Origin of the sequence: Pseudomonas sp. IT-347P (assembly GCF_949768005.1) — a bacterium.
Taxonomy (GTDB): domain Bacteria; phylum Pseudomonadota; class Gammaproteobacteria; order Pseudomonadales; family Pseudomonadaceae; genus Aquipseudomonas.
Map to the genome: position 1 here is coordinate 60248 of NZ_CATKPQ010000002.1, position 26900 is coordinate 87147.

The 26900-nt window shown below is 54.9% G+C and carries 20 protein-coding genes and 1 other RNA gene; 6 read left to right on the plus strand and 15 right to left on the minus strand.

The window, feature by feature from the left end:
* Positions 1-448 precede the first annotated feature (448 nt).
* The 3 genes from ACM6IV_RS01225 to ACM6IV_RS01235 all read right to left on the minus strand — a co-directional run bounded on the left by ACM6IV_RS01225 (position 449) and on the right by ACM6IV_RS01235 (position 5512).
* Positions 449-2845, minus strand: a complete 2397-nt coding sequence (locus ACM6IV_RS01225; RefSeq protein ID WP_414868409.1) for a DUF262 domain-containing protein — start codon at positions 2843-2845, stop codon at positions 449-451.
* Positions 2842-4638 (minus strand): DUF262 domain-containing protein, encoded by a 1797-nt coding sequence (locus ACM6IV_RS01230; protein WP_414868410.1) that lies wholly within the window; start codon positions 4636-4638, stop codon positions 2842-2844. The genes ACM6IV_RS01225 and ACM6IV_RS01230 overlap by 4 nt, the downstream gene beginning before the upstream one ends.
* 475 nt (positions 4639-5113) lie before the next feature.
* Positions 5114-5512, minus strand: a complete 399-nt coding sequence (locus tag ACM6IV_RS01235; RefSeq protein ID WP_414868411.1) for an SMI1/KNR4 family protein — start codon at positions 5510-5512, stop codon at positions 5114-5116.
* A gap of 560 nt (positions 5513-6072) precedes the next feature.
* On the opposite strand from ACM6IV_RS01235, the gene ACM6IV_RS01240 reads away from it, so the two are divergent.
* Positions 6073-8970, plus strand: a complete 2898-nt coding sequence (locus ACM6IV_RS01240; RefSeq protein ID WP_414868412.1) for a DEAD/DEAH box helicase — start codon at positions 6073-6075, stop codon at positions 8968-8970.
* 236 nt (positions 8971-9206) lie between these two features.
* Here the strand turns inward: ACM6IV_RS01240 and ACM6IV_RS01245 are convergent, their stop codons facing one another.
* The 9 genes from ACM6IV_RS01245 to ACM6IV_RS01285 form a co-directional block, all read right to left on the minus strand.
* Entirely contained in the window at positions 9207-9830 is a 624-nt protein-coding gene (locus tag ACM6IV_RS01245; protein WP_414868413.1) for a hypothetical protein, read from the minus strand.
* 264 nt (positions 9831-10094) lie between these two features.
* A complete protein-coding gene (locus ACM6IV_RS01250) occupies positions 10095-11330 on the minus strand; it encodes an integrase domain-containing protein (protein ID WP_414868414.1) in 1236 nt (411 codons plus the stop codon).
* A gap of 185 nt (positions 11331-11515) precedes the next feature.
* Positions 11516-11904, minus strand: a transfer-messenger RNA (tmRNA) gene (gene ssrA, locus ACM6IV_RS01255).
* Positions 11905-12000: 96 nt separating this feature from the next.
* Positions 12001-12279, minus strand: a complete 279-nt coding sequence (locus ACM6IV_RS01260; RefSeq protein WP_414868415.1) for a hypothetical protein — start codon at positions 12277-12279, stop codon at positions 12001-12003.
* 131 nt (positions 12280-12410) lie between these two features.
* Entirely contained in the window at positions 12411-15221 is a 2811-nt protein-coding gene (locus ACM6IV_RS01265; RefSeq protein ID WP_414868416.1) for an FAD-binding and (Fe-S)-binding domain-containing protein, read from the minus strand.
* Entirely contained in the window at positions 15218-15889 is a 672-nt protein-coding gene (locus tag ACM6IV_RS01270) for a LutC/YkgG family protein (protein ID WP_414868417.1), read from the minus strand. Before ACM6IV_RS01270 ends, ACM6IV_RS01265 begins: the two co-directional genes overlap by 4 nt.
* Entirely contained in the window at positions 15889-17343 is a 1455-nt protein-coding gene (locus ACM6IV_RS01275) for a LutB/LldF family L-lactate oxidation iron-sulfur protein (protein WP_414868418.1), read from the minus strand. Before ACM6IV_RS01275 ends, ACM6IV_RS01270 begins: the two co-directional genes overlap by 1 nt.
* Positions 17340-18164 carry a (Fe-S)-binding protein gene (locus ACM6IV_RS01280; protein WP_414868419.1) on the minus strand — a complete coding sequence of 275 codons (825 nt, stop codon included), beginning with the start codon at positions 18162-18164 and terminating at the stop codon, positions 17340-17342. Before ACM6IV_RS01280 ends, ACM6IV_RS01275 begins: the two co-directional genes overlap by 4 nt.
* Positions 18165-18314: 150 nt before the next feature.
* Entirely contained in the window at positions 18315-20009 is a 1695-nt protein-coding gene (locus ACM6IV_RS01285; RefSeq protein WP_414868420.1) for a lactate permease LctP family transporter, read from the minus strand.
* A 262-nt stretch (positions 20010-20271) separates the two neighbouring features.
* Between ACM6IV_RS01285 and ACM6IV_RS01290 the strand changes: the two genes are divergently transcribed.
* The gene (locus ACM6IV_RS01290) at positions 20272-21039 is read left to right on the plus strand and encodes an FCD domain-containing protein (protein WP_414868421.1); all 768 of its coding nucleotides are present in this window, start codon (positions 20272-20274) and stop codon (positions 21037-21039) included.
* A gap of 119 nt (positions 21040-21158) precedes the next feature.
* Here ACM6IV_RS01290 and smpB read toward each other — a convergent pair whose 3' ends face one another.
* A complete protein-coding gene (gene smpB / locus ACM6IV_RS01295) occupies positions 21159-21641 on the minus strand; it encodes an SsrA-binding protein SmpB (protein WP_007953781.1) in 483 nt (160 codons plus the stop codon).
* Positions 21642-21760: 119 nt separating this feature from the next.
* On the opposite strand from smpB, the gene ACM6IV_RS01300 reads away from it, so the two are divergent.
* The 3 genes from ACM6IV_RS01300 to ACM6IV_RS01310 are packed head-to-tail and all read left to right on the plus strand — an operon-like array spanning position 21761 to position 23913.
* Positions 21761-23164 (plus strand): sodium-dependent transporter, encoded by a 1404-nt coding sequence (locus ACM6IV_RS01300; protein WP_414868422.1) that lies wholly within the window; start codon positions 21761-21763, stop codon positions 23162-23164.
* Positions 23165-23171: 7 nt separating this feature from the next.
* The gene (locus ACM6IV_RS01305) at positions 23172-23606 is read left to right on the plus strand and encodes a type II toxin-antitoxin system RatA family toxin (RefSeq protein ID WP_315446812.1); all 435 of its coding nucleotides are present in this window, start codon (positions 23172-23174) and stop codon (positions 23604-23606) included.
* A complete protein-coding gene (locus ACM6IV_RS01310) occupies positions 23599-23913 on the plus strand; it encodes an RnfH family protein (RefSeq protein WP_414868423.1) in 315 nt (104 codons plus the stop codon). The genes ACM6IV_RS01305 and ACM6IV_RS01310 overlap by 8 nt, the downstream gene beginning before the upstream one ends.
* A 60-nt stretch (positions 23914-23973) precedes the next feature.
* Here the strand turns inward: ACM6IV_RS01310 and ACM6IV_RS01315 are convergent, their stop codons facing one another.
* A complete protein-coding gene (locus tag ACM6IV_RS01315; RefSeq protein ID WP_414868424.1) occupies positions 23974-24501 on the minus strand; it encodes an outer membrane protein assembly factor BamE in 528 nt (175 codons plus the stop codon).
* 97 nt (positions 24502-24598) lie between these two features.
* Between ACM6IV_RS01315 and fur the strand changes: the two genes are divergently transcribed.
* Positions 24599-25003 carry a ferric iron uptake transcriptional regulator gene (gene fur / locus ACM6IV_RS01320; RefSeq protein ID WP_003221515.1) on the plus strand — a complete coding sequence of 135 codons (405 nt, stop codon included), beginning with the start codon at positions 24599-24601 and terminating at the stop codon, positions 25001-25003.
* Between the two features lie 75 nt (positions 25004-25078).
* On the opposite strand, the gene recN is transcribed toward fur, so the two are convergent.
* Complete coding sequence (recN, locus tag ACM6IV_RS01325; protein ID WP_414868425.1) at positions 25079-26752, minus strand: DNA repair protein RecN; 1674 nt, start codon at positions 26750-26752, stop codon at positions 25079-25081.
* Positions 26753-26900 lie beyond the last annotated feature (148 nt).

Sequence of the window (26900 nt, forward strand, 5' to 3'; positions counted from 1 at the left end):
TTTGCCATCACAAGCTTGTGGCAGCCTAAGCGTCCTGAATTCCCAAGGTGCTCAAAACCGGACTGGAAATCGCGTTTCTACGCGAAATCCACATCTGCAGACGTGCCGATAAATTTCAGATTTCACGTAGACGCGGACACTTCAATTTTGGCGAAGCGTTTTTACACACTCTGGGCCGGTTACCGACGGCCTGACTTCAACCGTCGCTATGCATGGTCTGAATCGCCCCTGGTTCCGTAGTTAGTTGTGACCTTAGACTCTTGGCTATTTATTGGCAGCTTTTGGCTGGAAGCAGGCCTGGCCCGAACGCCCTCTTCTGGCCGGTAGCTACCTGTCTTCATAGGCAGGATGCGACGCTTAACCGATACCCATCCTTGGGCATTGGGCTATGTCGGAAGTATCAGCTTCTACCTAGTAACAGACATTACCTCACAAAGTATCAGCCACACTAGGCTTCCAAACCCTTGATCGCTCGGGCTATGGCCCGCAGGGTGATGTGGATGCGTTCTCGTGGGACATTTAGTTTGAGGTCTTCCTTTTGCACGTCAAACTTGAAGGTCTCGGACAGCAGTTTTTCTAGAGCAGGTATGGGCTTGAGTTGTTTTCTAAGCGCTTGAATCGTGAAGTGCCCAGAGTCTGAATAGATCCAGAAGTACAGGTCGCAGCTCCGAAATGTGAGGGCAAGACACACAGTAGGCTCGAATTCTGAGCCACTGACAGGCTGGTAACTAATTTTCCGCAGCGGCAAGAGCCCTTTTTTGAATGGCTCTGCATCAAGCTCCACTGACAGGTGAAAGCTAAACAGCTCCGCATGCATCCCGCTCATGCGGCTTTTCTTGAGCAGGTAGATGCAGCCGTCCTCCCAGCGCAATGCATGCTCACCGCAATAGTGGAATACAGCTGGTGTATTCACCATTATCTGGCGCCACTGCTCAAGGCCTTCGGCATTGGCAATCAGCTCATCTAGTTGATCCTCAAGAGGTCCGTCAGGATTGATCCGCTCTAATAGCAACTGCAAAAGGGCGCGCGCCTCCTGTACATTTCCTCCAGCCCCGCCGCGTAACAGCCGCTTCCAACTAGCCTGCTCCGACGTGGGGTTGACCAGGAACGAGTAGTTATAGCCGCTGCGCAGTAGGTAATCGCCCAATGAAAGCAAGGCACGTTCCCAGCGGAAGTCCGGCAGACTGTTCAGGCCACGCGCACTGAACATCTTTTCCGCTTTGTTCAGGTAGCTCGAAAAGCTTTGTTGAAGCGCAAGATGTTCGCTTGGCTTCCACTGCGCCCGCTCGGTGTTACGTCGCTTGGCCATCGCGCCACTGAACTCCAGTAGAAATTCGATCTGGCCTTTAAAGTAACCGTGTTTTTCCGCTCGTTCGATCTCCTTGCGCCAGCCAATATGGGCTAGCAACAGTTCGGCCTTGAACTGCTCTTCGCTGATTTGTTGTAGGGAGAAACCGGTTGTTGGTTTTTCGGTGCTCGCAAAGTAGCCGAGGATATTGTCAGCATGGGGCAGCAGGGCCCGGACAGCCAGAAGGCTGCGTTGCATGTCTGCGGGGCGGTCATAGCTTGTGTTGGTCGACAGGTTGAAAATTACCCGCATCCACTCCAGCAGCGCCTGAGGTTCGAGCTTGTCACCTGCCGCTCTAATGAAGGCGACGTAGGCGAACAACTGAACAAGGTCGGTATAGGCTAAGACTGCGGGGTCACTAACCAGATGTTGGAACAGGACCTCCTCATTGAAATATGGGTTTTCTGGCAATAGTGGCGTGAACTGATTCTCCTGAGCGCTCCATGTCTCGAGAAGCAACATAAGGGTGGTAGAGAAGTCGCGCTCCAGCCATCCAGCCTTGTGATACAGGGGGTAAGCCGACTTCAGTGGCTTGCTTCTGAAGGTACTAATTTCCTCCAGATAGCTCGAAGATTCCGGGTCGCGGCAGATAAACGCTACGGCATGAAAGAAGTTCATGATTGCATCGTCGTAAAGGTGGGTTTCCTGGTCGCGATACGCCCAAAAGAAATCGGCCCAGCGGGTATCCATACGTCGTGCAAAGTAATCAGCGACGGTGAATACATGGTCGCCGATGTACTTGGTCTCGTCGGCGAATTGGCTCTTGAGTTCGTGCTCGTATCGGGCTTTGAATGTCTCGAAAGCCGTCAGCGGTTTGCCCCGGGCGTTCATCTTGATGTACAGATCATCGGATAGCCCGAAATGGTCTAGATCAAGCAACTGAAAGGTGATCACCGGTTGCTTTACGTCCATCAACCGTGTGTAGGCTCCTTTGATGTTGGCAAAGTGCTGGTGGATAGCGTCGAGCATAGTCAGGCAAGACTGGATCGTCGGGTCCAGGCGCCAATATCGGAAAAACCAGGCCTGATTGGTGATCAGACTGGACAATGAATGCCCGACAGCGGCCTCGTGCGCAGGCCAGAACTTCACTAAAGCATCGAAAAACTCGGCGCTGCTCGGGCGTACTTTGTAGGAGAAACGTGAGTCTTCGCCTTCGCAAAATGCTTGGTGAAACTCGTCCTGACTGCCATCTCGCCAAGCCAAATACCAGTGCAATAGAAACAGTGTGGTCAGCCGCTGTTGGCCATCAAGTGGTAAAAAGCGGTTCGACTCTCCGTCTCTCTCTACGCTCCCATAGATGAAGTCTAGGTTCAGCGGAAGGGCAGGGTCATTCGGCACTAGCGCAAATGCCTGTTTCAGCGTACCTAGAAACTCTTCACGTATTTCTTCGGCTGCCGGGCGGCCCTGAGCATAGTCGCGTTGGATCATCGGGATCTGAATGCGCTGATGGCGGCTCAGCAGCTGTTTCAGGGTAATCTGACTGCTGGAGTCGCTCATTGTGTAATCTCCTTGGGTGCACTAAAGAAGCGTACGAGTGCTTGGGTGATTTCGGCCTGGTAGGCTTCTCGGTCTTCCTTGCTCCAAAACATCACGTTGTCAGCTTGCGGGCTGTAGCATTTGAGGAACACATTGCGGGTGCACAGCGGTACAAAGATCCCTGATTGGTCTAGGGCCAGCAGCGCTTTGCGCTTGACGGCGAACACAGCGTTCTTGTAGCCACGGTTCGTGCCTTTATCCAGCAGGGCCAAGTTGGAAATACCATGGTCGGTCGGCGCTTCGTCGTTTTCCTGGAAGAAGGCCAACAGCTTTTTGTACAAAACTTCGAATGCTTCGTCCGAGTGGGCTTTCTTCGATTGTTTAATAAACGCATGAATGCTGTTCAGCAGTTGCTTCACCTGCGCCACTTGGTCATCGATATTTTGGGCTTCCAAGTAGCCCGCACACAGATTTAGCCAGTTCACCTGGTCATGCGGACGTATAGGGCGGCTAGAGGCAATCGAGCGTACGTGCTCGATGTCCCACTCGCCGTTTTTGAAACTGTCGAACTGGAAGCGCAAGTTGGAGCGTGGGCTGTCCAGGAGGGTCGCCACGTTGAATAACAATAGTAGCGAGCGAATACTCGACGAATGACGGCCGTACTCCAGCTCTTCGAGACGTTCGCTGATACACGTGTTCAGCGATCCGGGCGTCAGGATGTCTAGGTCTTCGTCACCGATGGTGCGAGCAAACACGGCTTTGCGCAGCTTACGTTCGAATGCGCTTTTTGTGGTCTGTAGTGACAGTTCGCAGATGCGCGTGACATCCATACCCTGATGAATCAGAAACCCGACAATGTGGTATAGCGTGCGGTCTTCAAACCATTCCTCCAGCATCATGAAAGTCTGCTTGATGCGCAGCCATTCTTTCGACGTAGCACCGGATATCTTTAGCTTCTTGCTGTAGGCATGAAAGATGCTGTGCTCGTCATGGTCCGTACCATTGCCAAAGCCATCAGACTTGGCTACTAACTCGAAGAGTAGGCCGATGCGATTGTGAGATCGGCTCTGCTGGTTACTAAGGAAGTACCAGAAATCATCGGCCTGTAAGGCTTTTTCCAACTGATCCCATTCGTGAGCGATCCTCATTTGCCGGCCAGCGGCATCTGGATCGTTATCATCACCACGCTTGAGGAAAAGGGCGCGGATCAGTTCGTCGTCGGTCAGGGCAATCTTGCCCACGTTCAAGCGAGTGAAGGCATCTACAGCATTGTCCTGAGCCGCTAGTTCAAACCAGATTACCCGGGTTTTGTTAAGCAGCGCAGACTTGATCTCGTCTACTTCGTGGGCTCGAGTGCTGAACCACGCCTCAATGGTGCTGATGGCATTGAACAGGTAGAAGTAATCGACGTTTGTGTTTGCGTCGGTCTCATTGGGCTCATCAAGGAACGCCAACAGGTGAGGTCGTGTTTCGTAGTTGAGGGTGAATAGCTTCTGTCGGTACTTTTCCGTCTGTCTTTCATTGAAGTGACGCAGAATTAATAGAAGCGTGGTCAGCCGCTGCTGACCATCGACTACCTCGAATGGGCCTTGCTCAGTGGATTTGATAACCAGTGGCTGCAGGCAATAAAAATCTTCTGGCTGGGGGTTACGGCGCTGGCTGAACTCGCGGATATCTTCCAGTAACTGGGTAACCTGCAGAGGCTTCCATCGGTAACCTCGCTGGTAGGCAGGAATCCAGAATTGTGTCGACTTGCCATCTTCGTCGGCGAGTAGTTCATGTATCGGTTTGAGGCGCAAATCGGAATGGTTCATTCGAATCCTTTCGGGGCGGCACAACGCGGTGCGGCAAAACTATAAAGGCGGTATGCCATCATTATGCATGCCCTATGCTGGCGAAGCAGCAGAAGGGTCGATATTCATAACGCTGCATTGCATGGGTAGGCGGCATCTCGATGCGCGTACCATTCCTCTGTGATGCCACCAGTGGAAGCCTCCAGACTTCGGCTCAATCCAGGCTTTTGTCTTATCGTCGGCCTGAATTACTCCGGCCGGTGTGCTGCTGCTTGGACTACATGCGGTACAAGGGCAGCACCCGCAATGGCGAGCGTGATGGGCCGAAATTGTACATTTCATTAGTCTTTTTATATGAATGGCCTACACAGGATAAAGTCAGGCCCTAGCCGATAGCTGCCGTTCGCGACCGGCGGCTTTCGGCCAGAAGCCGCTGCTGGAGCTTAATTCGAGTTCAAAGGGGCGCGAGACACCAGGTTGACCAGGCCGGGCTCAATCATGCCTTGCCTATCAGCGATACGAACCCTGTAAAGCTATCTGCAATCCTTTCCACGGACTCTTCTGGAGCGATCCCATCGAAACAAACGATAGGCCAAGGTGGAGAGTTTCCTCTGAGATCGAAAGCTACAAGCTCACCGGCACCGTTACTACCGAACACAAACAAATCTGGAGCTATTTGCTCATAGAACAAAACCTGCTTGGGGTCGGCCGTAACCTCCGCAGAATCGAGAACGAAGTTAAATGGACCAACAGGTAACGGCCCCTCGCCACCATTGCTGAAGGTCAGCAACTGGTAGTACTCATCAGGGAGCACATGCGGTACAACCGCTCGCAACGCGGCCAACGCATCATAAGAAGCCCCTGGTGATCTATGCCACCCTCCATCAATTTTCAATTCTTCAGCTCTCAGTTGATTTATCGCCAGTCGTGACGCAGGCAGCCGAAGGCTGCCTAAAACTCATATCTTTACACTATTACCGTTGCTGCTCATAAGCGGATGGCTTTACTTCCGACAAGCATACGCATGTCGAAGTAACGTCCAAGGCACCTTGGGGTGAAATTCAGGATCACTGGCCACAATCTCGATGATCGCATTGGGTCGATGTTTGCCAGTCACGACTGGCAAACATCGACCCAAACAGGCCTGTCGTGCGACCGGCAGAAAACGGCCAGAGCCAGTCATTCGGTCTCTACGAAGTTAGGAGCGATTTAAAGTGCGTGGGGGGAAAAGCGATTCACTACATATTCCAGCGGAATTTTATTAAAGATTATGTAGTTACAGATTTCAAGGCTATTCATTTTTCCTTCCTACGCTTCCTAGATTGCCGTTCTGGCGCTTAGTAGGATGGCCAATATGGCCATTTAATGCTACGTATGCTTCTGTCGGATTCGAACACTCGGCACCCAGATTGCTCTGGGCGCTCGCACCCTAACGCATGACAGGAGTTGCTAGGCATGAGGGATACCCTTCCAGTAGAACACGGTCTGTCCACATCTGTGGTTGATGGATTGGTCTACCGATCCGAGGGGGCGATTTCCCTCACTGATGTTCAGTACGTCGCGCTGGAGTCTGGGGTGGCGCATGGACAAAGCATGCTGGTGGTTTCCCCTACCTCTACAGGAAAAACTCAAATTGGGCTTTGGGCTATTGCTGAAGGACTGCTCGCTGGGAATAACGCAGTTTATTTGGTAACACATCGCGCATTGGCCAAGCAGAAATTTGAAGACTTCAAAACGTTGTTGCTGGACAGGTATTTGGAGGGTGATGGTGCCTCTATAGTTATTGCCACAGGAGACTACGTGGAGGATGCCACGGGGCAGTATTCTGCGGCACCTCTAAGTGCTCCTCTGGTGATTGCTACATATGAAAAATATTTAGCACTACTGTCGGCATCTGGCGTTCCGAAAAGCATGCAAAATACAGTTGTCGTGTGCGATGAAATTCAGCTCATGGGAGATGAAAATCGCGGGCAGAATGTTGAAGTGCTTTTAACGCTCATGAGGAACGCGGGTTGGAGGCAGTTTGTAGGGTTGTCAGCAGTTTTGAAAAATAAAGATGCTCAGGACTTGGCGAACTGGCTGAGGGTGAATCTTATTTTCGAGCAAAAACGCGAGAAACATTTACGATATGAGTGCTGGATTGGTGATCAAATCTATTCAGTAAGCAGCGCTAAGCCCGATGTTATGGAGTCAGACAAGCGAATTCCTGCGGGAGTTAAAGCGGAAACAATTTCAGCTTTGACGTATCTGCTTAAGCAAGATAATCCCCCGCTTCCAATAATAGTTTTTTGCATGAAAAAACAAGATACTTATGATCTTGCTGAAGCTTTTGTAGCTTCTTACCATAAGGGTAGGCAAGGACAGTTGTCATTAGAGTTTGATACCCTGCCTGAAACTTCAGCTAACACAATGCTGGCGAAGATATTGGATCTTCGAGTCGCTAGCCATAACGCGGATCTGACTGACGAAGAACGAGGAGTGGTGGAACGTTACCTGTCAGAAAATAAGTTGGATGTTGTATTCGCCACAAGTACTTTAGCGGCAGGTGTGAATTTCCCTTTGGGGGCAGCAGTATTTGCTGAGTGGGTACGTTGGGACAGCGAACAAAGGCAACGTGTCGCAATAGATAGCGCAGTGTTCCATAACATGTCCGGGCGGGTCGGGCGTATGGGATTCGATCATGAAGAAGGGCGTGTCATATATTTTGGTACAGGACAGCAACGCGCACTAGCTACAAGCTACCTATCTATAGACCAGTTACCCGAAATCAAAGCACGAATCGCACCTGCTAGGTTTGGTCAACTTTCACTGCAGCTGATATCGTCGGGATTATGCAATAGTAGAGCCGAGCTTGAAGAGCTTGTTTGCACTACGTTCAGTGCTTTAAGAGAAGAAGATAATAACTTAACTGCTTTCAAGATGTGGCCGACTAAAGTGGGTGCTGCTCTGAACGGCTTGATTGAAGCTGGCTTCGTCGTTGAAACATCTGGTGGTGAGCTTAGCCCCACCCCGGTAGGGCGTGCTGTAGGGTTCAGTGGGTTGCTGCCTGAGACTGGGGTGTTTTTAATAAACTTCCTGTCTAAGAAGTCACTTTATTTGGCAGAGCTCATTGGGCAGCTTGAACTGCCGGTTTTAAAGTCACGGCTAGAAATGCTTATTTTTTCTGGATGTTTGTCCAGTCCTGAGTTTCGCCCGAGAAATGGAGTTAAACCTACTAGGCTCCTGCCTTACCAGTTGAAGGATCCAATTTATGATGCGCAGCACCTTGCTGACGATTTAATGGAGTCAATTTGGCAAGTTGATCCAGTACCCACTAATGCGGCATGGTTGTGTCAGAGGTGGACTAGTGGAGTTGAAATTAGCGCTATTGAGCGCGAAGTTAAAACTCTGAGTGCCGGCGCTGTCACAGAAATGAATAGGAATCTTTCTTGGGTGCTGCAGGGCTTAGCTGGCATAGCTATGTCTGCCGCCGATAACCGCGTCCCGCTAGTTCTCCGTCCGCCACAATTAAGGGTGGATGATACTTTGTTGCGTGCAATATCTAAGTTGACGCGTTACATTCGAAGATTAGCATACAGAGTCCAAGAAGGGTTGCCAGACGACATTCTCTGGATGACAGGTGTATCTGCTGCGGGTAGCGCTTTAAAACTTTATAGACATGAAATATTGCTCTTGAAGAAGCATGGGGTAACAACGCCGCAATTACTTATGCTTGGTAATTCTGAGGCGAATGCGCTAAGAGTTTTAGCTTTCGTAAAGTCTAAGCCTAATGCGCAAGCTAAAGCAAACTGGGTGCGAGACGCTTGTCGTGATTGGAAGGTAGACCAGCGAAAGCGAATGGCTGTAAGGCATTTGAAGCGAGCTGAAAGGTGTGATAGTAAGATTCTAATTGAAAACTATTATGAAGCGAAAGGTGATGCTTTTGAAGTGGCATTCGAACAGGTGCTTGTTCAGCTAGGTGTAGTGTTTGAAAAGCTAGATGACAAGACAAAAACTGGAGCGCCCGACTATCTAGTTACGTTCTTTGATTCGACTTCGATTGTAGTCGAATTGAAATCCAAGGAAGGGGATAAACTAGTCGATTACAATAAAGCTGTAGAGGTTTTAGCGGCCTCCGAAATCCATGGCTTTAGAGATTGTTTTTGCGTGACTCTTTGTCATCCCGGAGTAGATCCGAGCGTGCCGCAGCAAATTGCATCCTGTGGCCGGTTAAGCGTAGTTGAAAGCGGGGATTTAGGTGAGGCACTATTGCGATTATGCGAGGGAAGCCTAACACAACAACAAGTGTGGCAGTGGCTCTGCACTCCTGGGCAAGCCGTCGCAGAAGACCTGCCATTTCGATTGTATAATTGATTAACTACTGGGAGAGTTTGTGAGACCTATAGCCCTGCTATTTCTAGAATGGCTGATTGGTCTATCAATTGCTTGGTCGATCTTGGTGACGTTCAAAGTTATCGTGATCGCCCATGGTTTTTTGGATATCTGCGACTGACTGCTCATGGTCGATCACTGCCAATTGTCCCTTGCTGCACTGGGTCGTTTTCAGGCTTTCGCGAAAGGTAGCAATCGACCATCACCGTGATGTAATTCTATTTGCTGCTTTTTTTTCGGCTTGTTCGAATTTCACTCGGATTTATCTCTTTTGGCTGCCGAGGTTTAAAATTCAATACAACTTCATCGCCGAGTGAATTTAATTTATCTACCACTGCGATTTCTGCGGCGCGTTTTTTTTCCACCACTAGCCAAATCATCTTATCAATCAGCGTCAGCAATGCAAATCCATTGCCATTATTTAATATTACGCGACTTGATCCCGGTAGTAATCCGTATATTTTTTCGAGCGAGCCATCGTTGATATGGAGGTCGACATTTGCGTAGCAGTCTTCATAATGATTGACTGAGTGAGCAAGATGTTTATCGCGAAAGTCTTTCAGAAAGTTATGAGCTTCGGCGATCTCGGCTCCGAGTTTTTCCAAATCTTCCGATTTGAGAGAGCTGCGCACCCCAGATGAAAAACAACGCATGTATCGGATTAACGCAGCGCTCAACAGTCCGTCGACAGCGATTCCCTGATTGGCATCATCATTGCCTAAATCTCTGGCTATTAGACACAATTCCCGAGCCATTTCCAAATCTCTAGAAACTCCATGAAGGTCCTCAAACTCACTAGCGATATTAGACGGTACCTGTACTTTTTTTACTATAATAGACATGAAATACTTTCCTGCGGTTGCGTTATCGTTCGGCGAGGTGGCACATTGACACAACGTAAAAAACGTAGGCAACAGTAATTTTTATCTTCGCTGAGGGCCGGTCGCGAAGCGTCTCAGCGGAGTAGCCATTTCTTTCTACCAAACGCAGGCGGCCGGAGATGAAATAGGCATTCACAATCGGCCACTATTGGACGGTAGCTGTCGGATAGGGATGTCTACTTCTGGCCGATAGCTGCCTTAGGTTAAGCGTATCGAAACGACTTTTTAATCTCGTTGTTCTCTGATAGCTGACACAGAAAGGTTGCCGGTAGCAGCTTCCTGAATGTGGTCGCTCCACCAGGCCATCATCGGACGTCTACGCTCGATGTAGTCCGCTCGGTTATAGGCGCTACGTACCTCGTCTTTATCGACATGGGCAAGTGCGACTTCTATCAATTCAGGATCCCAGCCCTGCTCGTTGAGGATGGTGCTCGCCATTGAGCGCATTCCATGACTTACGAGGCGCCCCTCGAAGCCCATCCGCTTCAGCGCCATATTAGCCGTCTGACTGTTGCAGTGAGTGCGTGGGTCTCTGTCAGCAGGGAATACAAACTCTCGATGGCTGCTATAGGGTTTGATCGTCTCAAGCAGAGCAACTGCGTGCTCAGTCAGCGGTATAGCGTGTGGGCGTCGCTTTTTCATGCGTTCGGCAGGGATCGTCCAGATCTTCCTTTCGAGGTCGATGTCAGCCCAGGAAGTTGTAGCGGCTTCCGCGGGGCGCGTCATGGTGTGAAGCTGCCACTCGATCAAGCAGCGTGTTGTTCTTTTGATGCTGGCATTGGCGATTGCAATCATTAGTTCTGGCAGTTCTTCTGGTCGAAGAGCCGCCATGTTCTGCTTTTTCGGTTTCTTGAAAACGCCCCGGATGCCGCTGAGAGGATTAGCGAAGATCATCCCCGAGTTCACGCCATAGATCATGATTTCATTGAGCCTTTGAGTCAGTCGCTTCACTGTCTCCAAGCTGCCTTTCGCTTCCAAGGGGCGGAGCAATTCGATGACCATCGGCGCAGTGATTTGCGAGAGGGGCGTAGTTCCGAGCTTTGGAAATACGTGCAGGATGAGAGAGCGCCATATGTCTTCGGCATAGGCCGGTGTAACGACATCCTGCTTTAGCTCAAACCAAGTAGCAGCTACGTTCTCGAACGTGTGCTCAGTTGCTGCTTTTTTTGTTTGCGTCAACGCATTGCGTTGCTCTTTGGGGTCGATGGCCTGTGCAAGCAGCTCTCTGGCTTCGACCGTTTTCTTTCTTGCTTGCGCGAGAGAGAGCTCTGGGTAGGTGCCGAGTCCCATGTTGATACGATTCTTCGTTACCGGATGACGGTAGTTGAAGTTCCATAGCGTAGAACCATTGATTCTCACTCGCAATTGAAGACCGTCGCCATCGCTGAGGACGTAATCTTTATCTTTCGGCTTGATAGCTTTGAGCTGACGATCAGAGAGGCGAGTGGCTTGGGCGCACATGAGGTATTCCACGACATCGTTCGGTATTCCAAAAATTACCACTGAAGGGCTTGGAATACCATGTGGAATACCAATGGTTGTAGATTATATCGGACGTCTTTGGACGCTGATGGCCATGAACCCCCCGTATTTACTGGATTTCAGGCACAAAAAAAGACGTCCGTGGACGTCTTTAGATGATGAAGTGGTGGAGCCGGGGGGATTTGAACCCCCGTCCGCCAGTACTCCGCTGTCGGTACTACATGCGTAGCCGTGTCTATTAAGTTAACCCTCAGCGACCCGACGGGCAGGGTGCTTTGGGCGAGTTGTGTAAGTTTTAGCCGCTTCGTCCACAACGTACTGCACGGCGATTCTGTTCTATATGACAATCATTTCGGGTTTACAGACATCCCCTGATGATTGCTGGACCCGAAGGTACCAGGAGCATTGTCAGCTGCAATTAAGCAGCGAGAGCAACACCGTATTGGTCGTCATTGGCAACTATAAGTAGTTGCAACAGTGGATTTACGACTTCTGTTACCAAGTCGGCATGCACCTAGAGTTTCGCAACCGGCGTCGAATCCTAAACGGCCCCGAACTCATTGCTCAGTACATCTGTTTGAGCAACAAGCCTGCACAGTGTACGCCAATCGGCCCGCGAGGCCAACCCGAAGGTTGGCCGGGAGGCTGATCAGTTGTTGGTGCCGGTGGATTTGCGCAGTTCGACGATGGTTTGCGAGGTTTCCGCAACGCAATCATCGATCTTGCCCTCGGCCTTCAGTGACTGAGCTCTGGTTACACTGGCGTTAGCACGCTGACTCAGTTCCGGGTTCGCTGACAGCTGGCCCTTGGCATTGTTGATGGTCTGAATATTGGCATCACACAGGTCAGCAGGCTTGTCAGCGGCGAACGAAGTGGACGCCATCATCGATGCAGTAACGAACAGACCTAACAGTACAGAACGTTTCATGTGTATCTCCTTGAACCGAGTGGGGTCCAGACTTCGCTGGCCGTCAGGACGGGCAACCGTATGGAAGAAAAACCCCGATCAGTCGGGGTTATTCTGTGGACTACAGTCGAACTCAAGGGTTCTATTTTTCTTCAGCAGGACTTCGCCCGGGTCACGCGATCCACCAGATAGACCAGCCCGTGGTAGTCGATTCCGCCATGTTGGGTCAGACCGATTTCACATGTGCGACTGGTGGAAATCCCCTCGCTGCAATGCTGCACCGCATCCTTGAGCGTGCGCAGCGAGTGGCTGTTCAGCTCCGGCGTGGTGAAGCCCTTGTCGCCGGCAAACCCACAGCAGTGAATGCCTTCCGGGATCACCACGTTATTGCTGCACTTGCGCGCCAGATCGATCAACGCCTGGCTTTCTCCCAAGTGCTGAGTGCTGCAGGTCACGTGTAGCGCGATCGGTGCATCTTGCGCGGTGAAGTCCAGTCGTTCGAGAAGATGCGTACGAATGAATCGCACCGGATCGTACAGATCCAGCCGAACATCGCCGACATCCTGCACCAGCCGTAACGTACACGGACTGGTGTCGCAATAAATCGGATCGAGCCCGCCGCGACTGGCGTGCAACAGGGCGCTGATCAACTCCTGGCGTTTGTGTTCGGCCTGTTCTGCATAGCCCTTAGAGGCGAAGGGCTGACCGCAGCAGAGGTTGTCCAGATTATCCGGGAAGACCACTTGGTAACCGGCCTTTTCCAGCAACCCACGGGTTTTGTCGTACAGCGACATCTGCTCTTTATCGCCCGCCGCCGGGCCCATGACTCGCGACACACACGCCGCCAGATAGACCACACGCGGACGCTCGTCCGACACGCTCGGGCTGAAGCGAATGGCTTTCTCCGGTTGTGGCATGGCATTCGTCCACAACGGCACTTGGCCTTTGGACAGGCGCGTAATGGTTGCCGAAAGCTTCGCCAGACGCGGTGCGCCAAGCATCATTCGCGCACCGTTGGCAACGTGCAGGGTGAAGCGTGCGCCTTGCAGGGTTGTGGCGAAATTTCCTTCGATCCAGTCAGCGGTTTTCTGATGCGTCGCGTGTCGGCCACGGAGCTTTTTCACCAGCTCGCCGGTATTGATGCCTACGGGACAGCGTTGCGCACATAGCCCGGTCGCGGCGCAGGTGTCGATGCCTTGGTACTCGTAGGCTTTTTCCAGTTCGGTGGTGTCGACGCCAGCGCGTTTTTTCGCCTGAATATCGCGCCAGATCACGATGCGCTGGCGTGGGCTCAGGGTCAGGCCTTTCGACGGGCAGACCGGTTCGCAGAAGCCGCACTCGATGCACTTATCCACAATCTCGTCAGCCGCTGGCAGCGGCTTCAGATGTTTGAGGTGGATTTGCGGATCTTCGCTGAGCACTACGTCCGGGTTGAGAATGCCGTTAGGGTCGAGCAGACGTTTGAGCTGCCACATCAGTTGATAGGCGTCGCTGCCCCATTCCAGTTCTACGAACGGCGCCATGTTGCGTCCGGTGCCGTGTTCGGCTTTCAGCGAGCCACCGAATTCCACCGCGACCAGTTGCGCGACGTCGTCCATGAACGCTTGATAGCGTGCGACTTCTTCCGGATTGTTGAAGCCTTGGGTGAAGACAAAGTGCAGATTGCCTTCCAGCGCGTGTCCGAAAAGGATCGCTTCGTCGTAAGCATGTTTGTCGAACAGCTCGATCAAGCGATTGACGCCGATGGCCAGTTGTTCGACCGGAAAGGTCACGTCTTCGATGATCACCGTGGTGCCGGTTTTGCGTACGGCGCCGACGGCGGGGAAGGTGTCCTTGCGGATCGCCCAGAGCTTGGCGTTCTCGGCAGGGTCTTCGGTGAAGTCGACCTGCTTTTCCACCGGGAAATCAGTGAGCGACGCCATGATCTGAGCCAGTTGTTCCTGCAACAAAGTGGAAGACGCGGCGCGGGATTCGATGAGCAGCGCGCAGGCATTGTTCGACAGCTGTTGTACGAAAGTCGGCATGCCCGGTTTGTTCTGCACTGAACGCAGGCTGCGTCGATCGAGCAATTCCACGGCGGACACCGGTTGGCTTTTCAACACGGTGACCGCGGTGCAGCAGGTCTCCACATCCGGGAACACGATCAGCGCCGAGGCCTTGTTCGGGTGATCGATTACCGTGTCGTAAGTCACCGCGCTGATAAAGCCGAGGGTACCTTCGGAGCCGACCAGCAAGTGGCTCAAGATATCCACAGGCTCATCGAAATCCACCAAGGCATTGAGCGACAGGCCAGTGGTATTTTTCAGACGGTATTTGTGGCGGATTCGTGCAGCGAGTTCGGCGTTGGCGCGGGTCTCGCGCCCCAGCGTCGCCAAGCGCTCCAGCAACTCGCCGTGACTGTTGCGGAACGCTGCAACACTGGCAGCGTCTTCGGTGTCGAGACGCGTGCCATCGGCCAGTACCAGACGAATGCCGGCCAGCGTGTGGTAGGTATTTTGTGCCGTGCCGCAGCACATGCCGCTGGCGTTATTGGCGACGATGCCGCCGATCTTGCAGGCGTTGATCGACGCTGGATCTGGGCCGATCTTGCGCCCGAACGGTGCGAGCCATGCGTTGGCCTGCGCGCCGATCACTCCCGGTTGCAGACGGATTTGCGTACCTTGACCACGAATCTCGCGAGCGTTCCAGTTATCCCCAAGCACGATCAAAACGGAATCGCTGATCGCCTGACCGGAGAGGCTGGTGCCCGCCGCACGGAAGGTCACCGGAACATGGTCGCGCTGAGCCAGTTTCAACAGCGCGACGACTTCATCTTCGGACTCGACGCGGATCACCAGTTGCGGGATCAATCGATAAAAACTGGCATCCGTACCGAAGGCAAGAGTGGATAGCGGATCATCAAAACGGCGCTCGGCCGGAATCAGTTGTTGCGCATCACGCAGGAAATTCACCGGAAGCGTCATTGGTCCTCCAGGATCAGCACCACCAGGTCTTTCGGGCCATGGGCGCCGTACGCCAGCACTTGCTCGATGTCAGCGGTTTTCGACGGGCCGGATACCAGCAACGCGTTGGTCGGCATGCCTTGTGCCCATTCGAACTCCTCTTGCACTTGATAGAAGTTGTCGCGGATTTCACTGGCCTTGAGCAGGGCGAAATGCACCGGTGGCACCAGGCTCATCAGCCGTGGTTCTTCACGGGTTGGCCAGAGAATCAGGCTGCCGGTCGCGGCAATTGCACCGAGGGTGCCGGTGAGGCTGGCCGGGGTGTCGTTGAACAACTCGGCTTTCCACTCTTCCATCGGGCGGTCGTAGGATTTCAGGGTTGGCAGACCAGGATTGTTCACCCAGTGCTGTGTGATTTTCCGCCCGTGCGCTGTCGTCGGCGCGATTAACAGACTCGGCAACTGGCGGTCGCGCAGTAACTGTGCGAGCAACGCCGGCCATTCTTCGCCCGTGGTCAGGTGGATTTCGGTGTGCACCGCTTCCATCAATTTGCGCAGTTGCGGGATGCGTTGTTCGGCGCTGTAGGTGTAAGGCTGCGTCACCAGATCGACATCGAACTCGTCGGCAATCGGCGTTGTGCCGGTCAGACTTTTCCGCAGCTTGCCTAGGATATTTTGCTTGGCGCTCATCAGCGGTCTCCCTGTTTGGCCAAATGCTCGCGGGCCATATCGTGCAGCGAGCGGGCGGCGGGTTTCGGCGCGCTGTGGTTTTGCGTCCACGGGCCAACGTTGCTCGGGGTCAGCGCACGCAGACGCGTGGCGAAGAAACCGAACAAGCGATACAAGGTCGGCGAGCTGTTGAGTTTCGCCCAGGCATTCCAGATAAAGCGTTCCTTGCGCGAATACTTGCTGCCCTGACCGCGCATCACTTGATGTGGCGAGTCCGGGGCTTTGACGTTCTCTTCGCGTAGACGCCGCAAAATGGCCGGGATAGGAATTTTCACCGGGCAAACTTCACCGCAGGCACCGCACAGCGACGAAGCACTCGGATGATCCGGAACCTTGGCCAGACCGACCATGTGCGGGGTGATGATTTTGCCGATCGGCCCCGGATACACCTCGCCATAGGTGTGACCGCCGACGCGGGTATAGACCGGGCAATGATTCATGCAGGCGCCGCAACGAATGCAATTCAAGGTCTGACGTAGTTCACTGTCGGCGAAGGCCTGGCTGCGACCGTTGTCGAGCAATACCAGGTGCACTTCCTGCGGGCCGTCGAGTTCGTGTGCCTTGCGCGGGCCGGAGATCATGTTGACGTAAGTGGTGATCGGAATGCCCAGCGCCGAGCGCGTCAGCAGTGACAGCAACGGCACCACGTCACGCAGGTTTTCCACGACTTTTTCGATGCCGGTAACGGCGATATGCACCGGTGGCACGGTGGTGGTCATGCGCCCGTTGCCTTCGTTTTCCACCAGCAGCAGGGTGCCGGTTTCGGCCACGGCGAAGTTGACACCGGAGACGCCGATGTCCGCTTCGAAGAATTTCTGCCGAAGGACTCTGCGACCGATCTGAATGAGTTGGTCAACGTCCTTGGTGTATTCCACGCCAAGTTTGTCGTGGAACAAGGACGCGACCTGACCGGCATTCTTGTGGATCGCCGGCATAATGATGTGTGAAGGCTTCTCGTGGTCGAGCTGGACGATGTATTCCCCCATGTCGGACTCCAGACATTCAATGTCTTGAGCCTCGAGGAAATGGTTCATCTCCATCTCTTCGCTGACCATCGATTTGCCCTTGATCACTTGCCGCGCCTCGTGAGCGCGGATGATCGATAAGACGATGCCATTGGCCTCGTCCACCGTTTCCGCCCAGTGCACTGTCACACCGTTGCGGGTCAGGTTCTGTTCCAGTTGCTCGAGCAGGTCGGGCAACTTGGAGAGCGCGCGGGCTTTGATCGAATTGCCCAGTGCGCGCAAGTGTTCTCTTTCGTGGGCATCGCTGAAAGCGGCTGCCCGCTTGACCATCAGTGAGTCCATGGCAGTGCGGAAGTTGTTCCGCAGCTGCTGATCACCCAAGGCGTTGTGTGCCCGGGTGCGGAAATCTTCTTCTACGGCGACCGTAGGAATAATCGCGGAAGTGCTCATTGCGCACCTCCGGTTCGTTGCCAAAGAAAGCTGGCGAGATGTTGCCCGCGTAGCGCTTCTTTTTGTTTCTCCAATGCGCCGTTGATGTTCATCAAACAGCCACAGTCGGCGCTCAACACCTTGTGCGCGCCGGAATCCTTCAACGCTTTGGTCTTGTCAGCCACCATCGCGCCGGAAATGTCTGGCATACGGACGCTGAATGTTCCGCCGAAGCCACAGCATTCGCTTTCGTGGTCATGGTTGACCCGTTCCACGTTGCTCAACTGCGCCAACAACTCACGGCCGTGCAGGTGGGTGTTCATTTCGCGGCGTGCTGAACACGACGTGTGCAGCGCGACTTTGACCGGCTCACCGCTGTCCTTGAGCTGCACCTTGCAGACGAACAGCAGAAACTCGGCCAGTTCATAGGTGCGGGCCGCGAGGGCCTGCACCTGTTTCAGCGTTTCCGGCTCGTCCTTGAACAAGTCGGCGTAATGCTCGCGCAGCATGCCGGCGCAGGAACCCGACGGCACCACCACCGGATAATCCTCGGCAAACAACGCCAGTTGCGAGCGCGCTACCGTCCGCGCCTGCTCGGTGTAACCCGAGGTGTAGGCCGGTTGGCCGCAGCAACTCTGCCCTTGCGGATACTCGACACGGATCCCTTCGCGCTCCAGCAAGTGGATCGCGTCCATCCCGGCTTCGGGGTAGAACAGGTCGACCACGCACGTGCCGAACAGGTAGACCCGCGACGGTTTTTCGCTGGGGTATTGCCGAGGTTCGGGCAGTGGCGGTGCCACACGGGTCGCGTTCGGCACAGCGTTGTAAAAAAGCTCGCTCATCAGGCGTGTCTCCGGGTGGTCCCGGTTATCCGTCCGCTGAGGCTGCTGAATATAGAGCGCATTGCTTTCAGCAGCCTTACAGACCGGGTTGTGAATTGCTGACGCCGAAATCACGGATCGGCGTCGGTTATTTCCATTTCGCTTGTAGGTTTAGTGCACCAGCATGCCGGTGAACCAGTAGGCCTGAGCCAGTGTGATCAGGCCGACAATCGTTGCAAAGAATAGGCTGTGCTTGAGGGTGAAGCGGAACAGATCCGATTCCTTGCCCACCAGCCCGGTCGCGGCGCAGGCCACGGCGATCGATTGTGGCGAGATCATTTTGCCGGTCACGCCGCCACTGGTGTTGGCCGCCACGAGCAGGGTGTCGTTGACGCCGATCTGGTGCGCGGTGGTCGCTTGCAGCGAGCTGAACAGGGCGTTGGATGAAGTATCCGAACCGGTGAGGAACACGCCCAGCCAGCCAAGGAATGGCGAGAAGAACGGAAATGCCGCGCCCGTACCGGCCAGCACCAGCGCCATGGTCGAAGACATGCCGGAATAGTTGGTGACGAAAGCGAACGCCAGCACCATACCGATCGACAGGATTGGCCAGCGCAGTTCGTAGAAGGTTTCTATCAAAGTGGTCAGACCAATTCTGAAATTGATCTTCAAGACCAGCATAGAGATCAGCGCGGAGAAGAAAATCGCCGTACCGGTCGCGGAAATCGGGTCAAGTTTGAACACCGCTGGAATAGCCGTGGGGTTGGCCACAATCGGCGCAGTTTTGATCACCAGTTGATCAAGGTGCGGAATCGCGAAGTTGAACACCCAGCTGTACATCGAGCCGCCAGCGGCAAACATCGCTTTGAAAGGCTTCAGCGTCCAGATGGTCACCAGCACGGTGAGAATCAGGAACGGCGACCAGGCTTTGAAAATTTCCCCGAGGCTGTAAGGCGAAGCCACGGTGCTGCGCTTCTGGCCGAAACCGCCGACGCTGGCAGTCACCACCGAAGCGGAGACGGCGCCGACGATGTGTTGGCCGGCGGCGCGTTTTGGCTGCCAGACTTTCAGGAACAGGGTCAGGGAAATCAGGCTGGCCAGGGCCGAGGTGATGTCCGGCAGTTCCGGGCCGATGAAGTTCGAGGTGAAGTATTGAGTGACAGCAAAGCTCAGACCCGCCACTAATGCAGCCGGCCAGGTTTCACGCACGCCACGCAGGCCGTCCATCATGAACACCAGCCAGAACGGCACGAACAGCGACAGCAGCGGCAGTTGTCGGCCAGTCATGGCGCCGATCTTGAACGCGTCGATGCCGGTGACCTGGCCGGCAACAATGATCGGAATCCCCAGGGCGCCGAACGCCACCGGCGCAGTGTTGGCGATCAGGCACAAGCCGGCGGCGTACAGCGGGTTGAAACCCAGCCCGACCAGCAACGCGGCAGTAATCGCCACGGGCGCGCCGAAACCGGCGGCACCTTCCAGAAACGCACCGAAGCAGAAACCGATCAGCAGCACTTGCAGGCGCTGGTCGTCAGTAATCGATAGAACCGAACTGCGAATAACCTCGAACTGACCACTTTTGACCGTCAGTTTGTAGAGGAATACCGCTGCGACAATGATCCAGGCAATCGGCCACAGACCATAAGCGAAGCCATACCCGGCTGCGGCGAAGGCCATGTCGACCGGCATCTGGAACGCGAAGATCGCCACGGCAATCGACAAGGCGAGGGTGATGCTCCCGGCCACGTGGCCCTTGAGGCGGAACACCGCCAGCGCGAGAAAAAAGAACACGATGGGGATGACGGCCGCGAGTGCGGACACGCCGAGACTGCCGAGCGGGCTATAGAGCTGTTGCCAGGTTTGCATATGGGGTGGCCCCTAATTGTTGTTGGTCAGGCACTGTCAGCGTTCTTGGATAATTGGTAAGACCAATTTACAATCGCTGTTGGCTAGGGTAAAAGCCTTGATGGCGGTGTGTCAATTTGCCGCCCTACAACTTTTGTCGAACAAGCGGTGCAGATCGCATCTGATCCGGTTTCGGCAACTGGCGTCTGGTAGGTGTCGGCAAGGCGCCGATAGGCCAGAATAGAGAGCCCGGCGAGCGGTCGGGATCGTGGAGAAATGAGTTATGGGGTTTGATCAGATACGTCAGCGCCGTTTGTCTGACGATATTGTCGAGCGACTCGAGGGGATGATCCTCGAGGGCACGCTGAAGTCCGGTGAACGGCTGCCGGCGGAGCGCACGCTGGCCGAACAATTTGGCGTATCACGCCCGTCATTGCGCGAGGCGATTCAGAAACTCGCGGCCAAAGGGCTGCTAGTCAGTCGGCAGGGCGGCGGCAACTATGTGGTGGAAAGCCTGGGATCGACATTCAGTGACCCGCTGCTGCAACTGCTCGAAAGCAATCCCGAGGCACAGCGCGATCTACTGGAATTTCGGCACACTCTGGAGGCATCGTGCGCCTATTACGCCGCATTGCGCGCCACCGATGTGGATCGGGAGCGGCTGACTGCGGCATTCGAAGACCTGCAGGACTGCTATTCGCGCCATGATGAAGTCAGTCGGGTGGAAGAGGGCGCGGCGGATGCAAAATTCCACCTGGCGATTGCCGAGGCCAGCCACAACGCTGTGTTGCTGCACACCATTCGTGGGCTGTTCGATCTGCTCAAGCGCAACGTGGTCACCAACATTGGCGGCATGTACAAGCAGCGCACGGAAACCCGCGACATGCTGATCACCCAGCATCGGGAATTGTATCTGGCGATTATCGAAGGTCGTGCGGAGCAGGCGCGGGAAGTCTCCAGCCGACATATTTTGTATGTGCAGGAAGTGCTGGAAGAGGTGCGGCAGGAAGTTCAGCGCATGGCTCGGGCGGAGCGGCGCAAGGGGATGTGATCAGTTGTTTCTGTGTTGATTCGGCAATGGTTTTCGCGAGCAAGCTCGCTCCCACATTGAAATGCATTCCAATTGTGGGGACGAACAGGCTCGCGAATACGCGCTAAAGGCAGAAGAAATCAGTCTTCCTTGCCCTTGTTGCGCACCGCACGCTGCAGTTCACGACCGGCATCGCGTTCACGCTCGGTGTCACGCTTGTCGTATTCCTTCTTGCCCTTGCCCAGAGCAATCTCGCACTTGACCATGTGCTTGCTCCAGTACCAGGACAGGCAGACGCAGGCGTAGCCCTTTTGCTGCACGGCGGCGGCGAGCTTGTCCAGCTCGCGGCGGTTGAGCAGCAATTTGCGGGTGCGCACCGGGTCAGCGATGACGTGGGTACTTGCGGTCATCAGAGGCGTGATATGGCTGCCGAGCAACCATGCTTCGCCATCCTTGAGCAGGACATAGCTGTCGACCAGCTGTAGCTTGCTTGCCCGCAGACTTTTTACTTCCCAGCCGGCCAGGACCAGACCAGCCTCGAACTTGTGCTCGATGAAGTAATCGTGTCGCGCCTTTTTGTTCTGCGCGATGGTCCCTGTTGGGTGTTTCTTCTGTTTAGCCATAGGGGCGGCATTATATGGAGATAAACCGCCGTCGGCTACGGTGTTGCTGCGTGCTTGAGCAGGTTGAGTGAATCCCGGACAATGCGGCCTCTTTTTCTAACGCTTGGGCGTGATAAACGATGTCGACAGACAAGGTTTCTGTCCACGGCAGTTGGGCTAGCCGCTGGGTATTCATACTCGCCGCGACCGGTTCGGCCGTTGGCTTGGGTAGTATCTGGAAGTTCCCCTACATGGTCGGGGTCTACGGCGGCGGTGCGTTTGTACTGATGTTTCTGGCGTGCATCGCGCTGATCGGCATCCCGGTCATGCTCGCGGAAACCCTGATCGGCCGGCGCGCCCGGCAAAGTCCGGCCAATGCGTTGAAGGTGCTGGCACTGGAAGCCGGGCACTCGGGCAAGTGGTCATGGGGCGCGTTTGCCGGGATGATCACGGCCTTGCTGATCCTGTCTTTCTACAGTGTGGTCGGCGGCTGGTCGCTGGATTACATCGTCGACATGGGTCGTGGGGATTTCCAGGGCGCCACGGCTGATCAGGTCGGCGCTTATTTCGGCAACGTCATCTCCGATCCCTGGCGTCTGACACTTTGGCATACGATTTTCATGCTGCTGTCGGCCGTCGTCATCGCCAAAGGCGTGGTCGCCGGGCTTGAGCGCAGCCTGCGCATCATGATGCCGCTGCTGTTCGTGATGATTCTGGTGCTGCTGGGTTACAGCATGACCACCGGGCATTTCATGGAGGGCGTGCACTTCATGTTCGACTTCCATCCGGAAAAGGTGCTCGACGGCTTGTTGCCAGCGATGGGGCACGCATTTTTCTCGCTGAGCGTCGGTGTCGGTTCGATCATGATCTACGGCGCTTACATGCCGAAGACTTCGTCGTTGTCCGGTACGGTTGTCGGTGTGGCGCTGCTCGACACGTTTGTGTCTCTGGTTGCCGGTCTTGCCCTGTTCCCGATTGTGTTCGCCGGAGGCCTGAATCCAAGCGAAGGGCCGGGCCTGATGTTCGTCAGCCTGCCGTTTGCGTTTGGTAACGTGGCGTTCGGGCAACTGATGGGCGTAGTGTTCTTTGTGTTGGTGGCGATTGCTGCCTGGAGTTCGGCGATTTCTCTGCTGGAGCCGATGGTGGCCTATCTGGTTGAACGCACGAAAGTCAGCCGTGCGTGGGTGACTTTCTGGCTGGCGTTCATCTGCTGGTTCGTCGGTCTGGGCACGGTGTTCTCCTTCAATATCTGGAAGGAAGCCAAATTTTTCGTGAACGAAGGCGGGCTGTTCCATCTCTACCAATGGGGTGCGCAGGGCGGTCTGGACTTCTTTGGCGTGATCGATTTCTTCACCTCGCGGATCATGTTGCCGCTCGGTGGTCTGTGTTTTGTGCTGTTCGCCGGATGGGTGATGGGGCGTGAAGCGGTACGCGACGAGTTGTCGATCCGCAATCCGCTACTGTTCGCCCTGTCTTTGTTTTTGATGCGCTACGTGGCGCCCATCGGCATTCTTGTAGTGTTTGCCGCTCAGCTCTGGAAGTAACGCTCACATGACGACACATATTCAACGATCGGCGTTGCTGCCGTACCCCGCGCAATTTCTCTATGACCTGGTTAACGACGTCGCGCGTTACCCGGAATTTTTGCCGTGGTGTTCTTCGGCCGAGGTGCTGGAAAGCACGCCGGAACATATGCGCGCCAGTGTCGGCGTGGCCAAGGGCGGGCTCAGTCAGCATTTCGTGACGCGCAATACGCTGGTGCCGGGGCAGTCGATCGAGATGAATCTGGAAGAAGGTCCGTTCAATCAACTGCACGGCGTCTGGGTGTTCAAGGCGCTGAACGAGAAGGCCTGCAAGATCAGTCTGGATCTGTCCTTCGATTACGCCGGGCCGCTGGTGCGCGCGACGTTAGGGCCGCTGTTCAATCAGGCCGCGAATACGTTGGTGGATGCGTTCTGCCAGCGCGCCAAGCAGATGCATGGTTAAGTCGGTGATCGAGATAGAGGTGGTGTACGCGGCCGTGGATCGTCAGGTATTGCGCTCATTCAGCGTCAATGAGGGCGCGACGGTGCGGGCTGCAGTGCTTGCGTCGGGTATCGGTAGCGAGTTTCCCGAGTTGAATCTGGCGGAGTGCCCGCTTGGCATCTTTGGCAGAGTGGTTGCTGACCCGGATTCGCGGGTAATTCAGGCGGGGGAGCGTATCGAGGTTTATCGTCCGTTACTGGCCGATCCGAAAGAGGTACGACGCTTGCGCGCGGCCAAGGCTGCCGAAGCCAAGGCTCGAAACGCGTAAAACACCAGATCGCAGGCAATAAAAAACCCGGAATCTCCGGGTTTTTTATTGCCTCGCCAATTACTGCGGCGAGGTGTCCAGCGGCTCTGGTGTCGGAACCGGAACGGTTTCTACACCATCGACGTCCTTCTGGATCTGATCCAGCAAGGAGCCAGGCTTGGCCGGTTTTTCCGGTGTTGGCTTCTCGGCGTTTTCCGCAGGAGCGGTCACTGTCGTGCCACTGTCCTTGCCGAGAATGGCTTCGTCACGGCTTACGCCCGGCATAAAGTCACCGGACAGGCTGACAAGCTGGTCGTTTGAGTTGAAAATAACGCTGATGCGTTCCTGTTGGCGTTCACCGCCACCCGGTTGCAGGCTGTACAGATAATCCCAGCGATCGGCATGGAACGTGTCGACAAGCAGAGGGTTGCCCATGATAAACCGTACTTGCGGCCGGGTCATTCCCGGGCGTAACTGGTCTATCATGTCCTGCGTGACGACATTGCCCTGCTGGATGTCGATTTTGTAAACCCCGGGGAATGAACAACCGGCGAGTGCGAGCAGTCCCACAAAGGTGAAACTGGTTAGCAAGAGCTTGGTGTTTTGCATCGGTGGGCGACTTCCACTATCTTGGCTGGGACAACGTAAACGCCGATCATACCCGCATTAAGAGAAGCTGCGAAGCAGCATCGCGAGAAAGCTGACCATGGTTGAAAATAGCGAACTACGCAAAGCCGGCCTTAAAGTGACCCTGCCACGGGTCAAGATCCTGCAAATGCTCGACTCCACCGAGCAGCGTCACATGAGTGCCGAGGACGTCTACAAGGCGTTGATGGAAGCTGGCGAGGACGTCGGTCTGGCCACGGTTTACCGTGTTCTGACCCAGTTCGAAGCGGCTGGCCTCGTGGTCCGTCACAACTTCGACGGTGGCCATGCGGTATTCGAATTGGCCGACGGTGGCCACCACGACCATATGGTCAACGTGGAAACCGGTGAAGTCGTCGAATTCGTCAGCCCGGAAATCGAAAAGCTCCAGAAGGCAATCGCCGAGGAGCACGGTGTGGATCTGGTCGATCACAATCTGGTGCTGTACGTGCGCAAGAAAAAGTAAGCATGTCGCGCGAATTTCACATTCGCGAAACGAACGAAGGCGACCCAAGGGTCGCCTTCGTGCTTTCTGTTATTCCTAAACCTTGGCGGTAACCACCATTTTTTTCGCGTGGGCCAGGGATTCCTTGGTCAGGTCAATACCGCCGAGCATCCGCGCCACTTCTTCTATACGGTCGTTCTTGCTCAGTTTGGAAACGGCGGTGTGTGTTGCCTCTTCACCACGCACTTTGTGCACGAACAGATGCTGATGGCCTTGCGCGGCCACTTGCGGCAAGTGCGTGACGGTCAGTACCTGGCCGCGATCCCCGAGACGACGCAACAGTTGGCCGACAATCTCCGCGGTCGGGCCGCCGATGCCAACGTCCACTTCGTCGAATACCAGCGTCGGAACACGAGATGTCTGGGCGGTGATCACCTGAATGGCCAGGCTGATTCGTGACAGCTCACCACCCGAAGCGACTTTTGCCAATGCCTTCAGCGGCTGGCCCGGGTTGGCGCTGACCAGCAATTCGACCTGTTCCAGCCCGTTGGGCAATAACTCGTCGCTGCTGTTGGCCTTCAATTCGATGGTGAAGCGCCCCCCTGGCATGCCCAGTCGCTGAATCTCCTGCTCAACCGCACTGGCGAGACTGCCAGCGGCCTGATGACGCAAATCGCTCAGTTCCCGCGCCTTCTCTTGATAATGGCGGGCGTAGGAGGCCAGCTCTTCACCCAGGCGCTCGATGGATTCGTCGTTGGCATTGAGGGTTTCGATCTCATCCAGCAGCTTCTGCTGCATTTCGCCGACTTCGGTGGGTTGAATCCGGTGCTTGCGCGCCAAGGTATAGATGGCGTCGAGGCGCTCTTCCAGATATTGCAGGCGCGCCGGATCGGCATCGAAGTTGTCGAGGAAGCGATTGAGTTCGCCAACGGCCTCTTCGACCTGGATCTGCGCACTGGTCAGCAAGCTGCTGGCTTCGCCCAGTGCGCCAACGGAATTGTTCACGCTCGACAGGCGATTGAGGCTGGCGGTCAGTGCATTCAATACATTGCCGGAATCGCTTTCGCTGCATTGCTCGACCACTTGCCGACAAATGCCCAGCAAGGTTTCGGCATTGGTCAGGTTTTTGTGTTCCTGCTCCAGTTGCTCCAGCTCGTTTTCACCGAGGCCGAGGTTTTCCAGCTCTTCAAGCTGATAGCTCAGCAATTGATGACGGGCGCGTTGTTCGTCGCCGGAATTGGAGAGACGCTCCAGCTCCTGACGAGTCTGGCGCCAGCGCTGGGCGGCGAGCTGAACCTGGCGGGCCAGGTCGGTAGCGCCGGCGTACTCATCCAGCAGGCGGCGATGGGTATCGGTTTTCAGCAGGGATTGGTGTTCATGCTGGCTGTGGATATCGATCAGCAACTCGCCCAATGACTTGAGGTCGCCGAGCGGGCAGGGCGTGCCGTTGATGTAGCCGCGCGAACGACCTTCAGAGGTGATCACCCGGCGCAGAATGCACGGGCCATCGGTCTCCAGGTCACGCTCGGCCAGCCACGCGCTGGCTTCGGGAATATCAGCCAGATCGAAAGTCGCGAGGATGTCGGCCTTGTCGGCGCCGGGACGCACCACGCCGCTGTCGGCACGATCACCGAGGGTCAGGCCCAGCGCGTCGAGCATGATCGATTTGCCGGCGCCGGTTTCACCCGTGATCACGCTCATCCCGCGATCAAGTTCGAGATCGAGATGTTCAACGATGGCGTAGTTATGTACGGACAGGTGCACCAGCATAAAAGCCGCTCCCAAGCTTGAGGTCTGGTTATTTATACAGTGTTTTGTTTCGGGCTGACAATGCCTTGCCTTAGCTCGATTCGCTTGAATCAAAAATCTTCTTAGCGCATTGAGGAATGAGAAAGCGGCACTTTTTTGTAGGGTTAAT